This is a genomic window from Deltaproteobacteria bacterium, assembly GCA_005879795.1.
Classification (GTDB): domain Bacteria; phylum Desulfobacterota; class Binatia; order DP-6; family DP-6; genus DP-6.
This window is the reverse complement of the sequence record VBKJ01000155.1, coordinates 1-21,930: the sequence shown is the minus strand read 5'-3', so window position 1 is coordinate 21,930 and position 21,930 is coordinate 1. Positions and strand designations below refer to the sequence as shown.

At 74.0% G+C, this 21,930-nt stretch carries 19 protein-coding genes; 9 read left to right on the top strand and 10 right to left on the bottom strand.

Annotated elements, in window-relative coordinates:
• The first annotated feature begins 47 nt into the window (after nt 1-47).
• A complete protein-coding gene (locus E6J59_13400; protein TMB18910.1) occupies nt 48-467 on the top strand; it encodes a hypothetical protein in 420 nt (139 codons plus the stop codon).
• Between the two features lie 4 nt (nt 468-471).
• On the opposite strand, the gene E6J59_13395 is transcribed toward E6J59_13400, so the two are convergent.
• Complete coding sequence (locus tag E6J59_13395; protein ID TMB18909.1) at nt 472-1,668, bottom strand: ribonuclease D; 1,197 nt, start codon at nt 1,666-1,668, stop codon at nt 472-474.
• Between E6J59_13395 and E6J59_13390 the strand changes: the two genes are divergently transcribed.
• Nucleotides 1,568-2,938 carry an acyl-CoA dehydrogenase gene (locus E6J59_13390; protein ID TMB18908.1) on the top strand — a complete coding sequence of 457 codons (1,371 nt, stop codon included), beginning with the start codon at nt 1,568-1,570 and terminating at the stop codon, nt 2,936-2,938. The genes E6J59_13395 and E6J59_13390 overlap by 101 nt on opposite strands.
• A gap of 175 nt (nt 2,939-3,113) precedes the next feature.
• Entirely contained in the window at nt 3,114-4,544 is a 1,431-nt protein-coding gene (locus E6J59_13385) for a sigma-54-dependent Fis family transcriptional regulator (GenBank protein ID TMB18907.1), read from the top strand.
• Here E6J59_13385 and E6J59_13380 read toward each other — a convergent pair.
• The 3 genes from E6J59_13380 to E6J59_13370 are packed head-to-tail and all read right to left on the bottom strand — an operon-like array spanning nt 4,483 to nt 6,708.
• Nucleotides 4,483-5,235: a trypsin-like peptidase domain-containing protein gene (locus E6J59_13380; GenBank protein TMB18906.1), complete on the bottom strand. Its 753-nt coding sequence runs from the start codon at nt 5,233-5,235 to the stop codon at nt 4,483-4,485. The genes E6J59_13385 and E6J59_13380 overlap by 62 nt on opposite strands.
• 24 nt (nt 5,236-5,259) lie before the next feature.
• A complete protein-coding gene (locus E6J59_13375) occupies nt 5,260-6,093 on the bottom strand; it encodes an ATP-sensitive inward rectifier potassium channel 10 (GenBank protein ID TMB18905.1) in 834 nt (277 codons plus the stop codon).
• A gap of 39 nt (nt 6,094-6,132) precedes the next feature.
• Nucleotides 6,133-6,708: a DUF421 domain-containing protein gene (locus E6J59_13370; protein ID TMB18919.1), complete on the bottom strand. Its 576-nt coding sequence runs from the start codon at nt 6,706-6,708 to the stop codon at nt 6,133-6,135.
• 125 nt (nt 6,709-6,833) lie between these two features.
• On the opposite strand from E6J59_13370, the gene E6J59_13365 reads away from it, so the two are divergent.
• Nucleotides 6,834-7,577, top strand: a complete 744-nt coding sequence (locus E6J59_13365; GenBank protein TMB18904.1) for an alpha/beta hydrolase — start codon at nt 6,834-6,836, stop codon at nt 7,575-7,577.
• Here the strand turns inward: E6J59_13365 and E6J59_13360 are convergent.
• The 3 genes from E6J59_13360 to E6J59_13350 all read right to left on the bottom strand — a co-directional run bounded on the left by E6J59_13360 (nt 7,574) and on the right by E6J59_13350 (nt 11,258).
• Nucleotides 7,574-10,150 (bottom strand): M1 family metallopeptidase, encoded by a 2,577-nt coding sequence (locus E6J59_13360; GenBank protein TMB18903.1) that lies wholly within the window; start codon nt 10,148-10,150, stop codon nt 7,574-7,576. The genes E6J59_13365 and E6J59_13360 overlap by 4 nt on opposite strands.
• A gap of 43 nt (nt 10,151-10,193) precedes the next feature.
• On the bottom strand, nt 10,194-10,439 hold the full coding sequence (locus tag E6J59_13355) for a hypothetical protein (GenBank protein TMB18902.1): 246 nt from the start codon (nt 10,437-10,439) through the stop codon (nt 10,194-10,196).
• Between the two features lie 300 nt (nt 10,440-10,739).
• Nucleotides 10,740-11,258, bottom strand: coding sequence for an SgcJ/EcaC family oxidoreductase (locus E6J59_13350; protein TMB18901.1), 519 nt, complete (start codon nt 11,256-11,258; stop codon nt 10,740-10,742).
• 364 nt (nt 11,259-11,622) lie between these two features.
• Here E6J59_13350 and E6J59_13345 point away from each other — a divergent pair, with 364 nt between their 5' ends.
• Nucleotides 11,623-12,246 carry a cysteine hydrolase gene (locus E6J59_13345; protein ID TMB18900.1) on the top strand — a complete coding sequence of 208 codons (624 nt, stop codon included), beginning with the start codon at nt 11,623-11,625 and terminating at the stop codon, nt 12,244-12,246.
• A 1-nt stretch (nt 12,247) separates the two neighbouring features.
• Here E6J59_13345 and E6J59_13340 read toward each other — a convergent pair whose 3' ends face one another.
• Both E6J59_13340 and E6J59_13335 read right to left on the bottom strand, forming a co-directional pair.
• A complete protein-coding gene (locus E6J59_13340; GenBank protein ID TMB18899.1) occupies nt 12,248-12,883 on the bottom strand; it encodes a glutathione S-transferase family protein in 636 nt (211 codons plus the stop codon).
• The gene (locus E6J59_13335) at nt 12,880-14,004 is read right to left on the bottom strand and encodes an S-(hydroxymethyl)glutathione dehydrogenase/class III alcohol dehydrogenase (protein TMB18898.1); all 1,125 of its coding nucleotides are present in this window, start codon (nt 14,002-14,004) and stop codon (nt 12,880-12,882) included. The genes E6J59_13340 and E6J59_13335 overlap by 4 nt, the downstream gene beginning before the upstream one ends.
• 320 nt (nt 14,005-14,324) lie before the next feature.
• On the opposite strand from E6J59_13335, the gene ilvD reads away from it, so the two are divergent.
• The 3 genes from ilvD to E6J59_13320 all read left to right on the top strand — a co-directional run bounded on the left by ilvD (nt 14,325) and on the right by E6J59_13320 (nt 16,741).
• Nucleotides 14,325-16,016, top strand: a complete 1,692-nt coding sequence (gene ilvD, locus E6J59_13330) for a dihydroxy-acid dehydratase (GenBank protein TMB18897.1) — start codon at nt 14,325-14,327, stop codon at nt 16,014-16,016.
• A gap of 241 nt (nt 16,017-16,257) precedes the next feature.
• Nucleotides 16,258-16,533, top strand: a complete 276-nt coding sequence (locus E6J59_13325) for a hypothetical protein (GenBank protein ID TMB18896.1) — start codon at nt 16,258-16,260, stop codon at nt 16,531-16,533.
• A complete protein-coding gene (locus tag E6J59_13320) occupies nt 16,502-16,741 on the top strand; it encodes a YgiT-type zinc finger protein (protein ID TMB18895.1) in 240 nt (79 codons plus the stop codon). Before E6J59_13325 ends, E6J59_13320 begins: the two co-directional genes overlap by 32 nt.
• 232 nt (nt 16,742-16,973) lie before the next feature.
• Here the strand turns inward: E6J59_13320 and E6J59_13315 are convergent, their stop codons facing one another.
• Nucleotides 16,974-21,164: a DEAD/DEAH box helicase gene (locus E6J59_13315; protein TMB18894.1), complete on the bottom strand. Its 4,191-nt coding sequence runs from the start codon at nt 21,162-21,164 to the stop codon at nt 16,974-16,976.
• Nucleotides 21,165-21,388: 224 nt separating this feature from the next.
• Between E6J59_13315 and E6J59_13310 the strand changes: the two genes are divergently transcribed.
• Nucleotides 21,389-21,930 (top strand): hypothetical protein (locus E6J59_13310; GenBank protein TMB18893.1); only part of this gene is annotated, 542 nt, incomplete at its 3' end.

The window sequence follows — 21,930 nt, the reverse complement described above, 5'->3', positions numbered from 1 at the left end:
CCGGCAGCTCGCGGCGGGGCTCAGTTCATCGTCAAGGAGTGGCTCGCATGCGGGCCGAGCGGGAGCTGTGGTATGTGCCCTCGCCGATGCCGCTCGCCCCCGACGTCGCCACCGCGCTCCGCGCCGCGAGGCAGATATACGTGGCGACGCGCCGCGCTGACGGCACGCCGAGCAGGCCCGTGCCAGTCTGGTTCATGCTCGACGGCGAGGCCGTCTACTTCACGACCGGCCCGCAGAGCCACAAGGCACGGCGGATCGCACGCGGGAGCCCGCTCCTCGTCTGGGTCGGGCAGCCCGACGGCCCGCACTTCGTCGGCCGGGCCGAGCTGGTGCACGATCCCGAGGTCGCGGCGCGCATGGCGCCCGTCTACGACGACAAGTACTGGATATCGTGGCTCGGCTTCTTCCGCCCGCGCCCGGAGCGGGTGCGGGCGGGGAAGACGGTGATCGTGAAGGTCACGCCCTGACCTCTCAGAGGCTGCCGCGGGGCACCGCCTCCGCCACCACCTCGCGCCGGCCGGCGTCGTAGCGCATCGCGAGCTCGCCGCGGGCGATCGCGAGGAGCGTCTGGCCGACCAGCGCGCGGCGCCAGCCGCGCGCGACCACGACGTCGTCGAGCGCGCTCCCGTCCACCGCGTAGGCCGCGAGGGCATCGATGTCGCGGCCGCTCGCGATCACCTCGGGCGCGATGTCCTCGCGCTCGGCGACGGCCTGCACCGCAGCGCGGAGCAGCGCGACGAGCCCGGGCGGCGGCCCCTTGTGCCGGTGGCGCGCCGGCGGCTCGGGGGAGCGCTCCGGCGGGCAGGCGAGGCCGGCACGGAGCGCCGCCAGGATGCCCTTCCCGTGGCGGTCGACCGTGCCGGCGGTGAGGCCGCGCATCTGTTTCAGCTCCTCGATGCTCGTCACCGGACGCGCCGCGAGCGAGGTGAGGACGATGTCGTTGGCGATGAAGTTGGGACGGATGTTGGCGCGCGCCGCGCTCCGCTCGCGCCACGCGGCGAGCTCGCGCAGCACCGCCAGCTCGCGCGCACCGAGGCGCTGCCAGCCTCTCACCGTCCGGTAGCGCTCGTCGTCGGGCAACTCGGCGAAGCGACCGGCGTCCTCGAGGGCGCGCAGCTCCTCCTCGACCCACGCCGTGCGCCCGCGCGTCTTCAGGTCGGCGCGCAGCCGGTCATACAGGGGCAGGAGATGCGCCACGTCCTCGCGGGCGTAGACGAGCTGCCCGGCGTTGAGCGGCCGGCGCGTCCAGTCGGTGTAGGTCTGATCCTTCTTGATGCGGACCTTGAGCACACGCTCGAGGAGCATGGTGAGCCCGACCTGGAGCCCGTAGCCCAGGAAAGCGGCCATCACCTGCGTGTCGGCCACGCCGCGCACCGGGGCGCCCATGAGCGCGGCGAAGATCTCCAGGTCCTGGCCGCCACCATGCAGGACGACCGGCACCTTGGGGTCGCGCAGCAGCGGGAAGAGCGGCGAGAGATCCTTCACCGCGAGCGTGTCGATCACCGCCGTGCTCGTGTCGGTTGCGACCTGGACGACGCCCAGGATCGGGCGGTAGGTCCGCTCCCACATGAACTCCGTGTCGATGGCGAGCCGGCCGGCCGCGCCCACCTGGGCCGCGAGCGCGGCGAGCTCGCCGGGGGTGGCGAGGAGCGGCGGCGGGGCGGGCACGGGGCGTCCCAGGTACCCGAGCGGTGACCGGCTGGCAACCCACCACTCGACGTGGCTCCCCGGTCCTTGCTATCCGGGGACGATGGCAGAGCAGGATCTCGACGCCTTTCGTCGCGAGCTCCGCACCTGGCTCGCAGCGAACGTCCCCCGGGACCTGAGCCCGGAGCGCGCCGCCAGGCTCCCCGAGGACGAGCGCATCCGCCGGCTGCGCGCCTGGCAGCGGAAGCTGGCCGAGGCGCGCTGGGTCGGCATCACGTGGCCCCGCGAGTACGGCGGCCGCGACGCCGGTATCCCCGAGCAGCTCGCCTACGTCGAGGAGATGGCGCGCGCCGGGGCGCCGGAGATCATCGGCAACCTCGGCATCGGCATCGCGGGCCCGCCCATCCTCGCCTACGGCACCGAGGCACAGAAGCGGCGCTTCGCCCCGCGCATCCTCAACGCCGAGCATCTCTGGTGCTTCGGCTTCTCCGAGCCCGGCGCGGGCTCGGACCTGGCCTCGCTGCGCACGCAGGCGGTGCTCGAGGGCGACTGGTTCGAGGTCACCGGCCAGAAGGTGTGGACGACCCTCGGGCACCACGCCGACTGGTGCATGCTCCTCTGCCGCACCGACACCGAGACCCGGCGCGCCAAGGGCATCTCGTGCCTGCTCGTCGACATGAAGAGCCCGGGCATCACGGTGCGCCCGCTCCGCCAGATCACCGGCGAGGCCGAGTTCAACGAGATGTTCTTCGACGCGGTGCGCGTGCCGCGCGAGAACCTGCTCGGCGAGCTGCACGACGGCTGGCAGATCGCGGTGGCGGCGCTCCAGAACGAGCGCGGCATCCTCTACGTGGTGAGCATGCAGATCCTCCTGAAGCAGGCACGGGATCGGCTGCTCCAGCTGGCGCGCGAGCGCGGCGCGGGACGCGATCAGCTGCTGCGCCAGGACCTGGCTCGCATGTACCTCGGCACCGAGGTCTTCCGCATGACCTGCCAGCGCACGCTCGACAAGCTGCTCCGCATGGGGATGCCGGGGCCCGAGGCGTCGATCATCAAGCTCCACTGGACGGAGCTGACGCAGGCGATGCCGGAGATCGGGATGCAGCTCCTCGGCCCGGAGGGGCTCCTCTACGACACGCCCCGGCCCGAGGACGGCACCCACGCCGACCCCGCGCAGTGGGTGCAGCGCGGCTACCTCGGGGCGCGCGCGGCGAGCATCGCGTCGGGGACGTCGGAGATCATGCGCGGCATCATCGCCATGCAGGTGCTCGGGCTGCCGCGGGGGACGTAGGGCGCAGCTCGTCCGGTCGCCGCACGCGGCCGCCGTCGGGCTGTGCGTGTCCGCGCTGCAGCCCGCGACACAGGCGGCCGGTGCGCCGGCGCCATGCAGGACGCTCGTAGAGCGCCCAGAGCCACCCGGCGGATGGACGCGGAGCGCGCATTGACTCACCCGCCGCCCGGCCGACATGCTCACCCCGCCACCGCGCCCGGGGAGCGGCGCTGCCGAGGAGGGGAGGGATGCGATGGAGCTCCACATTCTGCTCGTCGCCGGCGACGCGGACCATGCGGACGCCACGCGGCGGGCGCTCGTGCGCATGGAGGCGGGCGTACGCGTGACGACTGCCGAGCGCCTCGAGAGCGCGCTGGTGGCGCTGCGCGACCCGGCCATCCGCTGCGTGGTGACCGACGTGCGCCTGCCCGACGCCAAGGGCGTGCGCGTGCTGAAGGCGCTGTGCACCGCGCGCCGCGATCTGCCCGTGATCGTGGTGACGGCGAACGGCTCCGAGCAGCTGGCGGTCGCCGCCATGAAGCTCGGCGCGGCCGATTACGTGAGCCTCCACCCGCGCTACGCCGAGGAGCTGCCCGTCCTGGTGCGCGAGGCGCTCGGCCGCTCGGTGCTCTCGGGCGTCGACGAGGCCTGCCTCGTCGGCGGCACCCCGGCGCTCGCCGGCACGGAGGGGGCGGCGTTCGTCGCCACCACCGCGAACATGCGGGCCGTTCTGGCGCTCCTCGAGCGCGCCGCCCGGAGCACCGTGCCCGTCCTCCTCGAGGGTGAGACCGGCACCGGCAAGGAGCTCCTGGCGCGCGCCACCCACCGCCGCGGCCCGCGCCCGCAGGCGCCCTTCCTGGTGCAGAACTGCGCCGCCATTCCCGAGTCGCTCCTCGAGAGCGAGCTCTTCGGTCACCTGCGCGGGGCGTTCACCGGCGCCGAGCGTGACCGTCGCGGGCTCTTCGAGGCGGCGGACGACGGCACCGTCTTCCTCGACGAGATCGGCGAGGCGCCGCCGGCCGTGCAGGCGAAGCTCCTCCGCGTCCTCCAGCACGAGGAGGTGAAGGCGGTGGGCGCCGACCGCGCCCGCCGCGTGCGCGCGCGCATCGTCGCGGCCACCAACCGCTCGCTCGAGGCCGAGGTGACGGCGGGTCGCTTCCGCCTGGACCTCTACTACCGCCTCGCCGTGTTTCCGATCCGCGTGCCGCCGCTCCGGCACCGTATGGCCGACCTGCCGGCGCTCGTGGCGCACTTCCTCTCCCGCTGCGAGGAGCGCGAGCGCCGCGCGACGGGCGGCTTCGACGGCGACGCACTGCGGGCGCTGCAGGCCCACGCCTGGCCGGGCAACGTGCGCGAGCTCGCCAACGAGGTGCACCGCCTGGTGCTCTCCGTCGACGCGGGAGAGCGCATCCACCGCCACCACCTGGCCCCGCGCATCCGCGCCGCCGACCCGGCCTTGCGGGGCGAGCCGCTCGCCCGCATCCTCGCGCGGGTCGAGCTCGCGCTCATCCGCCAGCGCCTCCAGCAACAGCCCACCAAGAGCGCCGCCGCCCGCAGCCTCGGCATCACGCGCGAGGCCCTCTACGCCAAGCTCCGCCGCCTCGGCACGGCGAGCGGGGGCGCGTGAGGGACGCGGGCGCCCCGCCGAGCTCGCTCGCCTTGTCGAGCAATACTCCCATGCGCCGCCCGAACAAGCGCGTCGTCTCCACCACGTACCGCCCGAGCACGTGATCGACGAGGCGCGCCAGCGTCGCGGCCGGCGTCGCGATGTGGCAGCGCGTGCCGCCGTGCACCAGGCCCACGATCGCGGCCGCCCCGTCGACGAGCGGGGCGCCCGAGTCGCCGGGCCGGCCGTCGATGCTGGTGAAGAGGGCGTTCGGCAGATCCGGTAGCGACGGGCAGCGGCCGATGCGGTCGAGACGCGCGTTCTGGAAGCGCGGGCGCTCCGGGTTGCCCTCGAAGTAGAGCACCGTGCCGGGGATCTGCCGCCGCCGCACGATCGCGAGCGGCTCCACGTCCGCCGGCTCCTCGAGGAAGAGCACGGCCTGGTCGCTGGCGTCGTTCACCGCGACCACCCACGCGGTGCGCTCGGAGCCGGTCGAGAGGCGCACGCGGAGGGTCCGGCCCTTCACGCAGTGCTTCGCGGTGACGATGACCTGCGGATTCTCGGCGACCACGCCGGCGCAGCCCGTGGTCTCCACCACGACGCTCGCCACGCGTAGCGCCCGGCGCACGGGGAGGTCGCTACCCGCCTGCGCCGACAGCGCGAGCAGCATGACGAGGGCGACAGCTCCTCCCGGACGCGCCATCGAATCCATCCCTATGACGGCCCGGGTCGCCTCCTATTCGGGCGCCGCGAGCGGGACGACGTCGTGGAAGCGCGCGTAGTCGATGTGCCGCACACCGTCCGGCTCCCGGGTGAGGACGTCGACGAAGCGCGCCCCCCACGCGATGTCGCCCGGCTGGTAGCGATGGCGCGCGTGGACGGTCTGGGCGAGGTTCTCGTCGTAGCCCATGAGCGAGATCACGATCTCTGCCTCCACGGCCGCGAGGGAGGCGGGGGTCGCGCCGTGGAAGGGGCTCGCCTCGGTGATGGGATGGATCGCGGTCCAGCTGAGCGCGAAGAGCATGCTCCCCGGGCGGACGAGCACGAGGTCGTGGAAGCGCCGCATCCGACTCCCTTCGAGCGTCGTCTCCTCGCGCGCCAGCACGACCCGCACCTCGGCGTGCACGATGTTGTTGCCGCGCGCGTTCGCCATGCGGAACATGAAGCAGGGCACGCCGTCGTGGGGCGCGACCACCGCGTGGCGGCTGAAGAGCACGCGCGCCGTCGGGTGTGAGAACTTGGCGAACATGAGCCCCGTGACCATCGCCACCCCGAAGAGGCCGACGAGTACCTCGACGGTGACCAGGACGTTCGCGAACGGCGTGCGGGGCACGAGCTTGCCGTAACCGATGGTCGCCATCGTCTGCACGCTGAAGAAGAACGCGTCGACGAACGACCCCGGGCGGGCGTTCTCGACGCTCCCCGGCTGGGCGAGATAGGCGAGCGCGAATAGGGCGTTGGCCGCGAGGTAGAGGCCGACGATGGTGGCGACCAGGCCCGACCAGGGCGCGCTCAGGAGGTGATGGTAGAGGTCGTCGAAGAGGCGGCGGCGGTTCGGGGGGAGGGCCATGCGCGAGCGCCCGAGCCGTGCGCCGGCCGCCGTCCGATGTCAAGACGTGCGCGCCAGCCCGGTGCGCATGGCGGCGAGCTCGCCCACGATCTGGTCGAGCCGGCGCGTGAGCTCGGCGTGGCGCACGGCCTCGGGGGAGGGCCTCTTCCCGATGAACGAGATCGTCCCGCCCGGCTCGAGGACGGCGCGGTCCACCTCGTCGAGCGACTCGAAGCCCTGCTTGTGCGCCGCCGACTCGAGCTCGGGGAGCGTGATCAGCTCGGCCTTCAGGCGATCGAAGCGGATCTTCCCGTTCTCGACGAGGACGTCCGCCTCGCCCTCGACCAGACGCTCGAGCCGCTCGTGGCGGTAGAGGAAGCGGACCACGAGCGCGTTCGCCGCGAGCAGGGTCGCGGCGCCGAGCAGCCCGCCGGTGACCGAGTTGTCGTCGCCGATGATGGCGTTCTGCACGGTGTTCGAGAGCGTGAGCAGCACGACCAGGTCGAAGGGATTGAGCTGCGCCAGCTCCCGCTTGCCGGCGAGCCGGAGGCCGACCACCAGGAAGGCGTAGACGACGACGGCCCGCAGCACCTTCTCCGCGACCGGCACGCCGAGGTGGAACATGTCGCTCCACAGCTTCGCATCCATGTGAGCCTCCTCCCGGCGGCGGAGTCTAGTCACCGCCCCGGCGGAGCCGCAATCGTCGGCTCCCGGCGCCCCACCTTGCGTCCGCCCGCGGCATCGGGAAGGCTCGGGCCGTCGTGGCCGCCGCCGCGCGCATCTCGCTGCCCTCGCCGGTCCTCTTCGCCCTCGAAGGGCGGGCGTGGCTCGAGTTCGCCGCGCTCGTGCCCGCGCTCCCGCTGCTCGCACGCGCGCCGCGCGGCGACGGCCACCCGGTGCTCGTGCTGCCGGGCTGGCTCGCGAACGACCGCTCGACCTGGGCGCTGCGCCGCTTCCTCCGTGACCGCGGCTACCACGTCCACGGCTGGCGGCTCGGGCGGAACCTCAGGCCGGACGCGGACACCCTCACCGCGCTCGGGCGGCGCTTCCGCCTGCTCCGCGCGCGGCACGGGCGGAAGCTGAGCCTCATCGGCTGGAGCCTGGGCGGCATCTACGCCCGCGAGCTCGCCCGCCGCTTCCCCGCCGACGTGCGCCAGGTGATCACGCTCGCGAGCCCGCTCCGGGCGCCGTCCGCGGCGAGCGTCGCCCGCTTCTACCGGGGCGTGCGGCGCAGCCAGGGCCCGCCCGACTCGAGCGCGCCGCTCCCCATCCCCTCCAGCTCGCTCTACAGCCGCAGCGACGGCGTGGTCGCGTGGCGGAGCTGCCTCCAGGACGAGGGGCCGCTCGCCGAGAACATCGAGGTGCGGAGCAGCCACTGCGGGATGGGGCACCATCCCGGCGTGCTGCTCGTGATCGCCGACCGGCTGGCGCAGCCGGAAGGCGCGTGGCGTCCCTACGCGCCGCCCGGCCCCGCCTGGCGCGCGGCGCTCGGGGTCGCGGGTTAGGAGCGCTCCGCGAGCCAGCGCGCCAGCCCCGGCGCCGTCCGCCGCCTGAGCTCGGCGTTCAGCCGGAACACCTCGAGCGCCTGCCTGAGCGCGCGCGTCGCCTCGGGGACGGGGTGGGTGCGGAAGAAGCGGGCGACCTCGCGTGCGTAGCGCGGCTCGCGCAGCGCCGGCGTCATCTCGACCACGCGCGACATCATGAGCGGCGGGATGCGCCGGCGGAGCGCGGCCCACCTGCGGGTCATGAACCGCCACGCCGCGCCGCGCGCGGCGGGGTTGCCGAGGAGCCGCATGAGAAGGAAGGCGACGTCCTGGGTCGGGATCTCCGGCGTGAGCAGCGCGGCGAGCGTGCGCTCGCGCGCTGCGGGCGTGCGGAAGGAGCCGAGGCCGAGGAGGAAGCGCCGCCGCTCCTGCGGCGTGGCGGCCGCGGCCACGGCGGCGCGATAGCGCTCGTAGAGCGCCTCGTCGCCGACGCGCGCGGCGAGCGCGACGACCGGGTCGGCCAGATTCGGCTCGAGCGCGTTCCGGTCGGCCAGGTAGGCGTCGAGCCGGCGGCGCGCCTCGGCGAGGACGGCGGGCGCCTCGGCCACAGCGCCCACCAGGCGCACGAGCGCGGCGCGCCGGAGCCGGGTCGGGTCGTCCTCGCCCGCCGCCGCCGTCCACCCGAGCCGCTCGAGCTGCGGCCCGAAGCGGCGCGTGATCCAGGCGCGGAGCGCCGCCTGCGCCCCGCTCCCGGGCTCGGCCACCTGCTCGTCGATCAGGTCGAGCGGTCCGGCGATGCCGTCGAGCACGTCGTAGTCGGTCTCCTCGCCGAGCGCGGCGGCGACGTCGAGGAAGGACTCGATCGGGGCGCGGCCGCCGCGGACGAGGGCCCACTGGTCGCCGGCGAGGGCGAGCCGCTCGACCGGCGTGAGCGCGGCGCCCGGATCCGCGAGCAGCGTCTCCCGGTCGGCCGGGTCGTGCGCCACCCGGTAGAAGCCGCCCGCGTCCGCGTTGGCGAAGTACCATGCCGGCGCCCCGGGCGCCGGGAGGCTGGCGCGCGCCTTGTCGACGAGGAAGCGCTCGGTCGCCGCACCGTCCGCGCCGCGCCACTTGACGACCAGCGGCACCGGCCAGGTCGCGCGGCGCCGCGCCGCGGGCACGCGCGGATCGGCGAAGAAGCGCTCCTGGCGCACGGCGAGCGCCGGGCGACCACCGTCGCGCGCCGGCGCGATGGTGACCAGCGGGAAGCCCGGCTGCGCGATCCACGCCTGCGCCAGGCGCGCGACGGGCTTGCCCGACGCCTCCGCGAGCGCGCGCCAGAGATCCGCCGCCACCGTGTTGCCCTCGCGGTGGCGCCGCATGTAGCGGCGCACGCCGTCGCGGAAGGCGTCGGGCCCCAGGTAGTGCTCGATCATGCGCACCACCGCGGCGCCCTTCTCGTAGGTGATGGCGTCGAAGTTCTGTGTCGCCTCGGCCACGCTCCGCACCCGGGCGTAGATCGGGTGGGTGTTGGCGAGCGCGTCCATGGCGAGCGCGCTGGCGCGGTCGTGCTCGAAGCCCTGCCACATGCGCCACTCGGGCCGCCAGTCGTCGACCACCCGGTACGCCATCCAGGTGGCGAACGCCTCGTTCAGCCAGAGGTCGTCCCACCACGCCATGGTGACCAGATCGCCGTACCACATGTGCGCCAGCTCGTGCGCGATCACCTCGGCGGCCCGCTTGCGCTCGGTGAGCGAGGCGGTCGCGGGATCGAGGAGGAGGAGCGTCTCGCGGAAGAAGACGGCGCCCGCGTTCTCCATCGCGCCCGCCTCGAAGTCCGGCACCGCGACCAGGTCGAGCTTGCCGTACGGGTAGGGAATGTCGAAGTAGTCCTGGAGGCGCCCGAGGGCCTCGGCCGCCGCCTCGAGCCCGAAGTCCGTGAGCCGCCCCTTCCCCGGCACGTGCCAGACGCGGATCGGCACGGGGCCGCACAGGCGCGGCGCCGACGCCTCCAGGCGCCCGACCGCGAGCGCCAGGAGGTAGGTCGAGAGCGGCGGCGTCTCGGCGAAGCGGAGGATGCGACCGCCGGGCACGGGGTCCTCGCGCTCCACCGGCCCGTTCGACACCGCCGTCTCGCCCTCGCGCACGCGGACCGCGACGCGGAAGCGCGCCTTGAAGGAGGGCTCGTCGAAGCAGGGAAGGATGCGGCGCGCGTCGGCCGCCTCGCACTGCGAGAAGGCGTAGGGGCGCCCGTCGGCGCTCGCCGCGTAGAGGCCGCGGAGGTGCTGGTTCAGGCGGCCGCCGAAGCGGAGCGCGAGCGTCGCCTCGCCCGCCGCGAGCGGCCGCGCGAAGCGGAGCGCCGCCGTCTCGTCCGCGCGCGAGAGGCGGACGCGCGCGGGCATCTCCCGGCCGCCGCCGTGCGCCGCCGCGCGCTCGATGGTGATCTCGGTCGCGTGCAGCACGATCTCCGCGCGCGGCCGTGCGAGCCGGAGCGCGATCCGCACCTCGCCGCGGAAGCTGCCGCCCTCGAGGTCGGGCTCCAGATGGAGATCGTACGCGGTCGGCCGGACATCGGCCGGGAGACGGAAGCGGGACGGGCGTGGCGCGGTCGGCATCGGTCCTCCGGGGGCGTCGTGCGGCCCTCGCCTGTAGCGAGCGTCACGAAGTGCGGCGCTGCTTCCACCGCCCGGCGCGCATCAGCCGGCGGCGGCGGCGCTGGTACTCGCGGTTGTATGCGCGCAGGCGGGCGCGGTTCCGCCGGTAGTACGCGCGCTGCCGCGTGTTGTACGCGTCGCGGTGCGTCGCGCACCACTTCCGGAAGTAGCCCCCGCGGCACTCGCCGCACCAGCGGTCCCGGCCGTCGGGACAGGCGGCGCGGCGCCAGAAGGCGCTGAGCGGCTTCACGCGCCTGCACGCCGTGCAGCGCTTCGTGCGCGGCGCCGGAGCCCGCCCGGACCGTCTCGTCGGCGAGGGCTTCGCCATCACACCCGACGCAAGCCGAGCAGGCGGCATGCCAGGGCATTTGTATTGTTACACCCGTGAGTTTGCGTCGGCGAGCGTCGGACCCCGCCTGTGGCGCATTGCCACGGGACGCGTTCTGCGCGCGGCATTCTGCCTCACCTGTCCTTTCTGCCGGCCACACACGATAGCACGCGCGGCGCCGGTGCCAAAAAAAGGCGCCGCTCTGTCCAGCGTTTGCCGGACCTAGCGCGTGCGTCGCTCGCGGCGCGCCGCGGCCGCAGCGCGCGGGCGCGGTGTCCCGACCGAGGCATGGTCGACGAGGTAGCGCCAGGCGCCGTCCTTCTTCACCAGCACCTCGGTCGAGCGCACCTCGGTGGTGATGCGCCGGCCACCCGGGCCCGGCATCGTGCCCTCCCAGTGGGCGACCGTCACGATGTGCGCGTCCCCGAGCGGGAGCGCCTCGAGCGACTTGAGCGCGAACTGCGCGCCGCCCCGCTCCCTGCACAGGGCCGCCGCCATCTTCTCGATGTCCGCCTTCCCCTTCGCCTCGGCGCCCTGGCCCGGCCACACCGCGATCGCGTCGTCAGCGTAGAGCGCCATCACGCCCTTCACGTCGCCGGCACCGCAGGCGCGCGCGAAGGCGTCTTCGACCCCGCGCGCATCCGCGGTCGGGTCGGCGAGCGCCGGCCCGGCGACCACCAGCGTCAGCCCGAGCACCATCCATCGCTTCATGCAGCCTCCCTCTCGCGAGGAGGCGAACATTCCGTTGGAACCCCCGATAGTCAAGGGCGCCTCGCACGCCCTCGAGGTGTGCGGCTCGCTCGATGCCGGCTCGGCGACCAGAACGACTACGAGCTCGCGCCGTCGCCGCGGTCATGGACCACCGCGGGCGGAGCGTGCTAGACGGCACCGCGTGCCCGACTCGCGCTCCCGCTCCGGCGCGCTCGCCGGGACCGATCCCCCCTCCGGTTCTTCATGTGGACGGTCATGATGGGCTTCATCTTCCAGAGCGCCCCGGCAGCCCGCACGGTCTTGATGAGGATCCTCGGCACCGGCCCGCTCAGCTTCGACGATGCGGGCCGCCATGCCTTCCACGCTCGCCTCGACTTCGAGGGGCCGTGACGGCATGGCCGTCGACCTGAGCACGCTCCTCGCCCCACCCCACGCGGCGCTGGTCGCCAACGAGTGCCAGCGCGGCGTCATCGGCGATCACTCGCTCCTTCCCGAGCTGGCGCGGGCGGCCGCGCCCGTCGTCCCGACGATCGCCCGCCTCGTCGCCGCCGCGCGGCGCGCCGGCGTACCCGTCGTCCACACCACGGCCGTCCGCCGCGCCGACAGCCGCGGCTCGAACCAGAACGCGCGGCTCTTCATGGCGACGCGCCGGTCGCCCAGGCCGATGGTGCCCGGCTCGCCGCAGGCCGAGATCGTGCCCGAGATCGGCGTCGCCGAGTCGGATCTCGTCCTGCCACGCCTGCACGGCCTCTCGCCCATGAGCGGCACGGAGCTCGACCCCGTGCTGCGCAACCTCGGCGTGCGGACCATCGTCGCGGTCGGCGTGTCGGTCAACGTCGCGATCACGAACCTCGTCTTCGACGCGGTGAACGCGGGCTACCAGGTGGTGGTGCCGCGCGACGCCGTGGCCGGCCTCCCCCCGAGCTACGTGGACGCGGTCTTCGAGCACACGCTCGGGCTCCTCGCCACGGTGACGACGGCGGCCGAGGTCCTGCGCATCTGGGACGCGGCGGACTGAGCTACTTCTTCCGCCAGTGCGGCGGGTAGCTGCGCTCGTAGCTCGGCCGCGCCCGCATCCGGGAGCGCCAGTCGACGAGCCGCGGCGTCGCGCTGCGGTCGAGGTCGGCGCCGGCACGCGCCGCGATCTCGACGAACGGGAGCCACGTGAAGTCGGCGCGCGACAGCGCGCCCGCGAGGTACTCGCCTTTCCTGCGCGCCGCCCGCGCCTCGAGCTCGCCGAGCTGGCGGCCGACCTCCGCGCGCCCCGCTTCGACCGCCGCCGGGTCGCGCTTGTCGGGGGGCGTGAAGAACACCTGCCGCGCGAGCCCGAGGAACCGCTCGGCGAAGTAGAGCAGGCACTCGAGCTCCTCGATGCGGACGCGGGCCCGGGCTGCCGCGTCGGTCGGCAGGAGCGGCGTACCCGGGTAGCGCTCCTCCAGGTACTCGACGATCGCGCTCGACTCATAGAGCGAGATGCCGTCGTCCTCGAGCGCCGGCACCTTGCCGTGCGGGCTGCGTGCCAGGTGCGCGGGCGACTTGTGCTCGCCCTTCTCGAAGCTGAGCAGCACGGGCTCGTAGGCGAGCCCCTTCTCCTCGAGCGCGAGCTGGACCCGCCACGAGAAGGGCGAGCCCGAGCCGTAGTAGAAGCGGATCATCGCGGTCCCCCCTCTCCGTAGAGCACGACGCTGCGGATGCTGTCGCCCGCATGCATGTGGTCGAAGGCGCGGTTGATGTCGTCGAGCCCGAGCGTGTGCGTGATCATCTCGTCGACCCTGATGCGTCCGCTCATGTACCAGTCGACGTACTGTGGCAACTGGGTGCGCCCGCGCACGCCGCCGAAGGCCGTGCCGCGCCAGGCGCGGCCGGTCACGAGCAGGAACGGGCGGGCGTGGATCTCCTCGCCCGCGCCCGCGACGCCGATGATGATCGCCTGCCCCCAGCCCTTGTGCGTGCAGGCGAGCGCCTGACCCATCACCTCGACGTCGCCGATGCACTCGAAGGAGAAGTCGACGCCGCCCCGGGTCATCTCGACGACCGCCTCGGCGACGCCCGGCACGGCGGCCGGATCGACGACGTCGGTCGCGCCCAGCTGGCACGCCATGGCGAACTTCCGCGGGTTCGTATCGATGCCGATGATGCGGCCGGCGCCGGCCATGACCGCGCCCTGGATGACCGAGAGCCCGACGCCGCCCAGCCCGAAGACGGCGACCGTGGCGCCGGCGTGGACCCTGGCCGTATTCAGCACGGCGCCGATGCCGGTCGTGATGCCGCAGCCGAGGAGACACACCTTGTCGAGCGGCGCGTCGGGACGGATCTTCGCGAGCGCGATCTCGGGGGCGACCGTCCACTCGGCGAAGGCCGACGTCCCCATGTAGTGATGCAGCATGCGGCCGCGGTGCGAGAGCCGGCTCGTACCGTCGGGCATGAGGCCCTTCCCCTGGGTGGCGAGGAGCGCGCCGCACAGGTTCGTCCTGCCGGAGAGGCAGAACTCGCACTGGCGGCACTCGGGAACGTAGAGCGGGATCACGTGGTCGCCGGGCCGGAGGCTCGTGACGCCGGGCCCGACCTCCTCGACCACGCCGCCGCCCTCGTGGCCGAGGACGGCCGGGAAGAGGCCCGACGGGTCGCGCCCGCTCAAAGTGTAGGCGTCGGTGTGGCAGACGCCGGTCGCGATCAGGCGGACCAGGCACTCGCCGGCGCGGGGGCCGTCGAGGTCGACCTCGTCGATCACGAGCGGCTGGCGCGGCTCCCAGCAGATGGCGGCGCGGACCTTCACGGGGAGGCGCGAGGCTAGCAGGTCCCGGGTGCGGGTGGCCAGGGAGGATGAATGGGACGGGCGAGGTTGCCGCCCGTGGCGCGTTGAACGTCCGTCATGCCCGTGTGGCCTCGTCCTGCATCCCTTCGAGCGTACGCTCCGGCCGATGCGGATGATGCTCGCCGCCGCGGTCCAGGACACCGTCGGGCTCCCGCCGTTCCTCGAACAGACCCACTCGGCATCCGGGTGAACATCGAGGACGGCGTCACCGTCCGCGGCGCCCCATGCCGGTACCTCTGCCGTCTCTTCTGCTCGTGCGCCGAATCCGGTAGAGAGACCGCATGTCGCTCGACCCCCGCCACAAGAGCCGCACCCTCCTCGACGGCCGCGACCGCGCGCCGGCGCGCTCGTATTTGAAGGCGATCGGCTTCTCCGACGCCGACCTCGCCCGGCCGATCGTCGGTATCGCCAACACCTGGACCGAGACCATGCCGTGCAACTTCAACCTGCGCCGGCTGGCCGAGCAGGTGAAGCGCGGCGTGCGCGAGGCGGGCGGCACGCCCATGGAGTTCAACACCATCGCGATCAGCGACGGCATCACCATGGGCACCGAGGGCATGAAGACCTCGCTCGTCTCGCGCGAGGTGATCGCCGACTCGATCGAGCTGGTGGCGCGTGGCCACATGTTCGACGCGCTGATCGTGCTGGTCGGCTGCGACAAGACGATCCCGGGCGGCGCCATGGCGCTGCTCCGCGTCGACGTGCCCGGCTTCGTCGTCTACGGGGGCTCGATCCAGCCCGGCCGCTTCCGCGGGCGCGACGTCACCATCCAGGACCTCTTCGAGGCGGTGGGCGCGAACGCGGCCGGCAAGATGAGCGACCGGGACCTGAAGGAGCTCGAGGACGTCGTCTGCCCCGGCGCGGGCGCGTGCGGCGGGCAGTTCACCGCCAACACCATGGCGCTGGCGCTCGAATTTCTCGGGCTCTCGCCCATGGGCACGGCGAGCATCGCGGCCACCGACCCGGCTAAGGACGAGGTCGGCCGCCAGTCGGGCGCGCTCGCGATGGACATGCTCGGGCGCGGCCTTCGCCCGCGCCAGATCGCCACCCGCGCGGCCTTCGACAACGCGATCGCGGGTGTGGCGGCGACGGGCGGGTCGACCAACGCCGTCCTCCACCTCCTGGCGCTCGCGCGCGAGATCGGCGTGCCGCTCACGATCGACGACTTCAACCCGGTCTCGGGCCGCACGCCGCTGTGGGCGGACCTGAAGCCCGGGGGGCGCTTCACCGCCGTCGACCTGGGCCGCGCGGGTGGCGCCGGCGTGGTGGCGAAGCGGCTGGTCGCGGCCGGGCTCGTCGACGGCGGCGCGCTCACGCCGAGCGGCCGCACCCTGGCGGAGGAGGCGGCGCGCGCGGTCGAGGCGCCCGGGCAGGAGGTCATCGCCCCGCTCGAGCGGCCGCTCAAGCCGACCGGCGGCCTCGTCATCCTGAAGGGCAACCTCGCGCCCGAGGGCTGCGTGGTGAAGATGGCCGGGCACGAGCGCACGACCCACCGCGGCCCCGCGCGCGTCTTCGAGCGTGAGGAGGACGCGATGGCCGCCGTCACCCGGCGCGCGATCAAGGCGGGCGACGTGGTCGTCATCCGCTACGAGGGCCCGCGCGGCGGCCCGGGCATGCGCGAGATGCTGGGCGTCACCGCGGCGCTGGTCGGCGAGGGCCTGGGCGAGCAGGTCGCGCTCCTGACCGACGGCCGCTTCAGCGGCGCGACGCGTGGCCTGATGGCCGGCCACGTCGCGCCCGAGGCGGCGATAGGCGGCCCGATCGCCGCGGTCGAGGAGGGCGACACGATCGCGTTCGACGTGGACGAGCGCCGACTCGATCTCCTGGTCGACGAGGCCGTCATCCGCCAGCGTCTCGCGCGCTGGCGCCCGCCCGCGCCGCGCTACACGAGCGGCGTCTTCGCCAGGTACGTGGCGCTGGTGTCGTCGGCGGCGGAGGGGGCGGTGCTGCGGGCGGGCGGCGGGGTGGGCTGAAAGCTCATCGCGCTTCCGAATCGCAGCGGAGTTGGAAGAAGCTCGCCGAAGGCCTTCGCGGCGGCGAGATAGCTCACCTGCATATCGGCCGCCTGCCAGCGCGGGGACAGCCAGCAGTGCGCCGGAAGGCTTTCCCCCGACGCTCCACGGGCGGAAAGGCCCCACGATCGCTTCGTTGAGGCGGGTGCGTGAGTTACGATGCCGGCGAGTGGATGTCCTCACCCGGATCAAGCGGCTTGTCGTGGCACGACGGGTCGAGTTCACGCGCAAGGCGACCGAGGAGCGTCTCCGCGATGGCCTCACGGTCGAGGACGTGCTCGAATCGGTCGTGAACGCCAACGCGATCAAGAAGGTCCTGCGCTCGCGGTCGCCGGCGCGGCTCCGGGCGGGCGAGCGTCTGTACGTCATCGAGAGCCCGACCTTCACGGGGACGTGGGTCTACACGAAGGGAACGATCCGCCGGAAGGGCGGGCAGGAGGTCTTCTATGTCTTCGTCTCGGCCAAGCTCGCGACCTAGCCGCAGAGCGACATGTCCGACGTGCGGGGCGAAGCGCGTCGCGCACGTGACGGAGGATGTCGTGCTGCGCATCGGCGCGCGGCGGCAGGTGGTGGAAGCCGTGCCGCATGAACGTTGCGAGGCGTGTGGGGAACAGATCTTCGGCCTCGAAGCGAGCCGCCGGTTCGATCGCCTGCTTGGGAGGCGCCGGGCGGGCCGAGTCGCCTGAACCGCGCTCCGCCGAGAGAGCATGCATCTTGACGGACAGCGGTCGCCGCGCGGTTGCGATGGAGGCCACCCGCGACTACGGTGGAGCCGTGTTCAGACAAGAGGCCCGAGGGATGATGCTTCTGGCCGTCATCATGCCGCCGCTCCTCCAACTGCTCACGGGACGATAGTACACCGGCACCGAGCTTCGGCACTCGGCTTCCATTCAGGACGTGACCCGGCCGCGAGCCCCGCTACCCCCTCGCGCGCCGCCCCAGTCGGCTGAGCACCCCGCCCAGCTCGCCGGTCTCCACCGCCGCGCCGTCGCGGAAGGCGATCACCTCGTGCGCCATGGGCGAGAGGCGGGCGCCGGGCACGAGGACGCCCACCAGGTTGAGCGGGTCCGCGGCGGCCACGACCACGGTCTCCGGCTCCTCCGCCCGCCGCCTGACCGCGCGCAGGGCGTCTACCGCCTCGGGGAGCGCGAACTGCTCGCCGACGAGCCCCGCGACGAAGCGGCCGCCGCGGATCTCGCCGCGCGCCTCGAGCGTGCGCAGCGCGCCCAGCACGACGCGCCACGACGGCATGCGCGACTCGCGCGCGAGGAGCTCGCGCACCACCACACCCCAGCGGCGCAAGAGCTGCCGCGCGAAGCGCATCGGCTCGGCGTCGGCGCCCACCTCGCAGCCGGCGCGCAGCAGCGCCCAGCGGCCGGCCGGAACGAGCCGCGCCCGCCCGCCGCGCACCGCGCGCAGGCGGCGCGGCCGCCGCTCGCTGTCCGGCTTGAGGAGCGTGCGGAGACCCGCCGTGCCGTCGCCGGTGACGAGGCCGCGCGCGACCAGCGTCCAGAGGGCCTCCTCGGCGGCCGCGGGAAGGAGACCCGCCCCGCGCGCGATGTCCGCCAGGAAGGAGGCGCCGTGCCGCTCCAGGTGCGCGAGCACGGCGCGCGCGGCCGAAGGCAGGTCGCTTGCGCCGTGGGTCGGCGCCAGCAGCCAGGCAAGGTCCTCGCGCAGCACGAAGGCGAGCGGCGCCGCGCGCGTCGGTGCCTTGGCGCGCCGGGGACCTGCGTCCTCCTCCGGGGGCGGATCGGTCTCGAGGCGGCCCCATGCCACCGCACCCGCGAGACAGAGGCCGTCGAGATCGGCGGGGTCGTAGCGCGCGATGCGCGCCGGCAGCACCTGAGTCTCCCAGGCGCGCGCCGGCAGCTCGAGCCCCTGGAGCTGGCCGATCACCTCGAGGAGCCCGTCGCGGCCGTGGAGCTGCGTCCCCGGCTGCACGTGCTGCCAGCGGAAGAGGAAGCGCATCAGGTCGGCGGCGGAGACGGGCTCGATCTCCCGGCGCAGGCGACCGAGGGTCAGGCGGTGGATGCGGGCGAGGAGGCGCCGCTCGCACCACTCCTCCTCGCGCGCGTCGGGCGTGAACCGGCCGCGCAGCGCGATGCCGGCGCGCTCGAGCCCGGCGAGACCGATCGCGACGGCGCTCGGCGAGAGGCCGATGCGCGCGGCGAGCCCCTCCGCCGTCGTCGGGCCGACGCACTCGAGCCAGCCGCCGAGGAGCGCATGCAGGGCCTCCTCGCGGCCGGGCTCCGCCGCCGGCCAGTCGAGCCCGCAAACGATCCCCGGCACCGCCGCGCGCGCGACCGGCACGCGCTCCGCCGGAACCAGCCAGCGGAGCATGCCGCCCGCCGCCCACGTGGCCCGCCCGAGCTCGACGAGCTCGCTCGCGAAGGCCATCCAGCCCGCCGCCTCGATCTCCGCCGCCGGCACGAGGACCATCGACAGGAGCGCGTCGTGCAGCTCGTCGGCGTCGCGCACGTCTGGCCATGCCTGCGCGCGAACCTCCGTGATTGCCGCAAGATCGAGCGCGCCCAGGCCCGCGGCCAGGTCCGGGTCGGTGCGCCGGAGCGCCACCGCGCGCGCCCGCCGCTCCTCGAGCGGCGCGTCGTCGAGGTAGGTGTAGGGGTTCGAGTTCAGGATCTCGTGCGACATGGGCGAGGGGGCCGCCGTGTCGACGGCGCGCGTCGCGACCGCGCCGCGGCCGATGCGCGCCAGCAGCTCCGCGAGGCCGTCCACGTCCATCGCCTCGTGGAGGCAGTTGTCGATCGTCTCGCGCACCAGGGGATGATCCGGCACGGTGACCGGCCCCGCCACGTTGTCGGCGCACGCGACCTGCTCGGGGAAGACGGCGGCGAGGAGGTCGTCGGCGCGCATGCGCTGGAGCGGCATGGGCACGCGCCGGCCGCCCTCGTGCCGGAGGAGCGCGAGCGACCGGGTCGCGTTCCAGCGCCAGCGGTTCGTGAAGAGCGGCGAGGCGAGCGCCGCCTGGACGAGGTCCTCGCGTAGCGTCTCTGACCGCACCATCGCGAACACCGAGTCGAGCGGGAAGCTGTGCTGCTCGCCGAGCGAGATGACCAGCCCGTCGTCGGTGGCGGCGGCCTGGAGCTCGAAGTTGAAGGTGACGCAGAAACGCTTGCGGAGTGCCAGGCCCCACGCGCGGTTGATGCGCCCGCCGAAGGGCGCGTGCACGACCAGCTGCATGCCGCCGGCCTCGTCGAAGAAGCGCTCGGCGACGACGCAGTCGGTGGTCGGCACCGCGCCGAGGGCGGCGCGCGTCGCCCCCACGTAGGCGCCCAGCTGAGCTGCGGCGTCCGCGGACATGCCGCACTCCTCCACGAGCCAGCTCGTGTCCGGGAGCCGCGCCGCCACCTCCGCGCGCAGCGCCGACACCGCGGCCGACAGCTCACGCGTGCGCGCCGGCGCCTCGCCGAGCCAAAAGGGGATGGTGGGCGGCGCGCCGGCCGCGTCCTCGACCCGCACGCGGCCCGCCTCGACCCGGCGGATGCGCCACGAGCGGTTGCCGAGCAGGAAGATGTCCCCGGCCATGCTCTCGACCGCGAAGTCCTCGTTGACCGTGCCGACCTTCAGGCCCTGCGGCTCCTCCACCACCTCGTAGTCGGCGTTGTCGGGAATGGCGCCGCCGCTGGTGATCGCCGCCAGGCGCGCGCCGCGGCGGGCGCGCACGCGGCCGTGCACGCGGTCGAGGTGGAGCAGGGCGCCGCGCCGGCCGCGCCGGGTGGCCACCCCGTCCGCCAGCATGTCGAGGACGGCGTCGAAATCAGGGCGCGAAAGATCGCCGAAGGGGTGCGCGCGCCGCGCGAGCGCCCACAGCTCGTCCACCGGCATGTCGCCGGTCGCGACCGTCGCCACGCACTGCTGGGCGAGGATGTCGAGGGGGTTCTCGGGCACGCGGAGCGTGTCCAGCTCCCCCGCGCGCACGGCGCGCACCGCGGCCGCCGCCTGCACCAGGTCGTCGCGCGTGAGCGGGAAGACGATGCCCTTCGGCACCGCCCCGCGCGTGTGGCCCGAGCGGCCGACGCGCTGGATGAGCGTCGCCAGCGCGCGCGGCGCGCCCACGTGGCAGACGAGGTCGACGGCGCCCACGTCGATCCCCAGCTCGAGCGAGGCGGTCGCGACCACCACCGGCACCTCGCCGGCCTTGAGTCGCGCCTCGGCCTCGAGCCGCGTCCGCCGCGCCATGCTGCCGTGGTGCGCGGCCACGCGGCCTTCGCCCAGGCGCTCCTCGAGCTGGTGCGCGACGCGCTCGACCAGACGGCGCGTGTTGACGAACACGATGGTCGTCCGGTGCGCGCGCACGCGGCCGGCGATGCGGTCGTAGATGTCGGCCCACAGCTCGTGGGTGGCGATCGGCCCGAGCTCCTGGTCGGGGACCTCGACCGCGAGGTCGAGGGCGCGGCGGTGCCCGACGTCGACGATCGCGCACGGACGCGGCGCCGCCGCGCCGACGAGCAGGCGCGCCACCTCCTCGACGGGGCGCTGCGTGGCGCTGAGCCCGATGCGCTGGAGCCGACGGCCCGCGAGCGCGTCCAGGCGCTCGAGCGAGAGGGCCAGGTGCGCCCCGCGCTTGTCGGCGGCGACGGCGTGGATCTCGTCCACGACGACCGTCCGCGCGCCGGCGAGCCAGCGCCGGCTCCCCTCCGCGGTGAGCAGGATGTAGAGCGACTCCGGCGTGGTCACCAGGATGTGAGGCGGGCGGCGCGCCATCGCCCGGCGCTCGGCGGCGGGCGTGTCGCCGGAGCGCACCAGGACGCGGATCTCGGGCAGCGGCGCGCCCGCTTCCTCCGCCAGCGCGCGCATCTCGGCGAGCGGGTGGGCCAGGTTCCGCTGCACGTCGTTGCCGAGCGCCTTGAGGGGCGAGACGTAGACGACGTCGGTGCGCTCCTCGAGGCCGCCCGCCCGCGCGGCGGAGACCAGGCGGTCGAGCGACCAGAGGAAGGCGGCGAGCGTCTTGCCCGAGCCGGTGGGCGCCGCGATGAGCGTGTCGGCGCCGCGGGCGATGGCCGGCCAGCCCTCCGCCTGCGCCGGCGTCGGCGTGCCGAAGCGCTCCCCGAACCAGCACGCGACCAGCGGCGAGAAGGCGACGGCCACGAGGGGGTCCTAGCATCCCCGCGCGGCCAGGCCAACGCGCGTTTCCCGCTGCTCCGGCCCCGAGTATAAGACCGCGTGCCCGCGCCGCCCGCATCCCGCTCCGCGCGGCGGCTCGCGCTTGCCGCCCTCCTGGTCGCGGCCGCGGCGATCCTGGTCACCGAGGCGATCGGCGACTGGAACCCCGGCGATTGGTACCCGGCCAAGCAGGCCTTCCTGCCGCGGCCGTGGGCCTGCCCTTCCTGAACCCGCTCACCAACCCGATCGACGGCGTCTTCATCGGCGGCGTGTGCGGCACCTCGCGCATCATCGTCCACTCGGGGCCGAACAAGGGTATGGGCGTGTGCACGACGCTCATGGACAACACGCGCCTCTTCGAGCAGGGCGACTACGCGCGCAACCCGATCGACAACAGCCAGGTGGGCGTCCGCTACCACGCGATCGCACCCTTCGGGCTCGAGTTCACGCTCAACTACCTCTACCAGCGGTGGGGCGGCGACGACGGGACCAACTACGCGCCGCTGCGCGGGCTCGCCAACACCCCGGCCAACGTCACGCGCACGCAGAAGCTCGAGTCGAACGGCATCTTCCCCGCCGAGTTCTTCGCGCCCTACATCCACACCGTCGGCACCTCGGGCAACTACTCGGACGAGACTTTCACGCAGACCGTGTTCCGCTACGAGACCATCTACGACTTCGGCCTGCCCTTCTTCGACGTGGCGAAGGAGACCACGATCGATCGCCCCGCCCTCCCGGGCGTGCGGCGGAA